This is a genomic window from Streptomyces sp. AC627_RSS907, from assembly GCF_019049165.1.
This window is the reverse complement of the sequence record NZ_JAGMUE010000940.1, coordinates 1-865: the sequence shown is the minus strand read 5'-3', so window position 1 is coordinate 865 and position 865 is coordinate 1. Positions and strand designations below refer to the sequence as shown.

Genomic DNA, 865 nt, shown 5'->3' with positions numbered 1-865 from the left:
GGTGCACAGCTCCACGTCGGGGCCGCCGGCGCCGGCCTCGCTCCACCGTCGCGGGCTCATCGGCCGCCTCCACTCGTACCGTTCGCACTGCTCGTGCCGTCGCCGCCGGGCGGCCCGTCCTCGTCCTGGTGCGCGAGCACGCCCAACAGGTCCTCGGCCAGCTCCGGCTTGAGCAGGCCGTGCGCGAGCGCGCGGTCGGCCGTCGTACGCGCCATGGCCAGATAGCCGGGCACCACCTGCGGCGCGCGCCGGCGCAACTCGGCCACGTGCGCCGCGACCGTGCCCGCGTCGCCGCGCGCGACCGGGCCGGTCAGCGCGGCGTCGCCGCTGCGCAGCGCGTTGTCCAACGCGGCGCCGAGCAGCGGGCCGAGCATCCGGCCCGGCGCGGCGACGCCCGCCTCCTGGAGCAGCTCACGGGCCTGGGCGACCAGCGTGACCAGGTGGTTGGCGCCGATGGCCAGCGCCGCGTGGTAGAGCGGGCGGGCCTCCTCTGCGATCCACTCCGCCTCGCCGCCCATCTCGATGACCAGCGCCTCGGCGGCCAGCCGCAGCTCCTCGGGCGCGGTGACGCCGAACGAGCAGCCCGCGAGCCGCTCCACGTCCACGGCCGTGCCGGTGAACGTCATCGCCGGGTGCAGCGCCAGCGGCAGCGCGCCCGCGCGCAGCGCGGGGTCGAGCACGCCCGTCCCGTACCGCCCCGAGGTGTGCGCCAGGAGCTGTCCGGGGCGCACCGCGCCGGTCTCGACCAGGCCCTCGACCAGGCCGGGCAACACGTCGTCGGGCACCGTGAGCAGCACCAGCTCGGCGCGGGCCAGCACCTCGGCGGGCGACACGAGGGGCACCCCGGGCAGCAGCTCGGCGGCCC

1 protein-coding gene is annotated in these 865 nt (G+C 77.9%); it reads right to left on the bottom strand.

Annotated elements, in window-relative coordinates:
- Positions 1–56: 56 nt before the first annotated feature.
- Positions 57–865 (bottom strand): Rossmann-like and DUF2520 domain-containing protein (locus KUM32_RS39570; protein ID WP_217146573.1); only part of this gene is annotated, 809 nt, incomplete at its 5' end.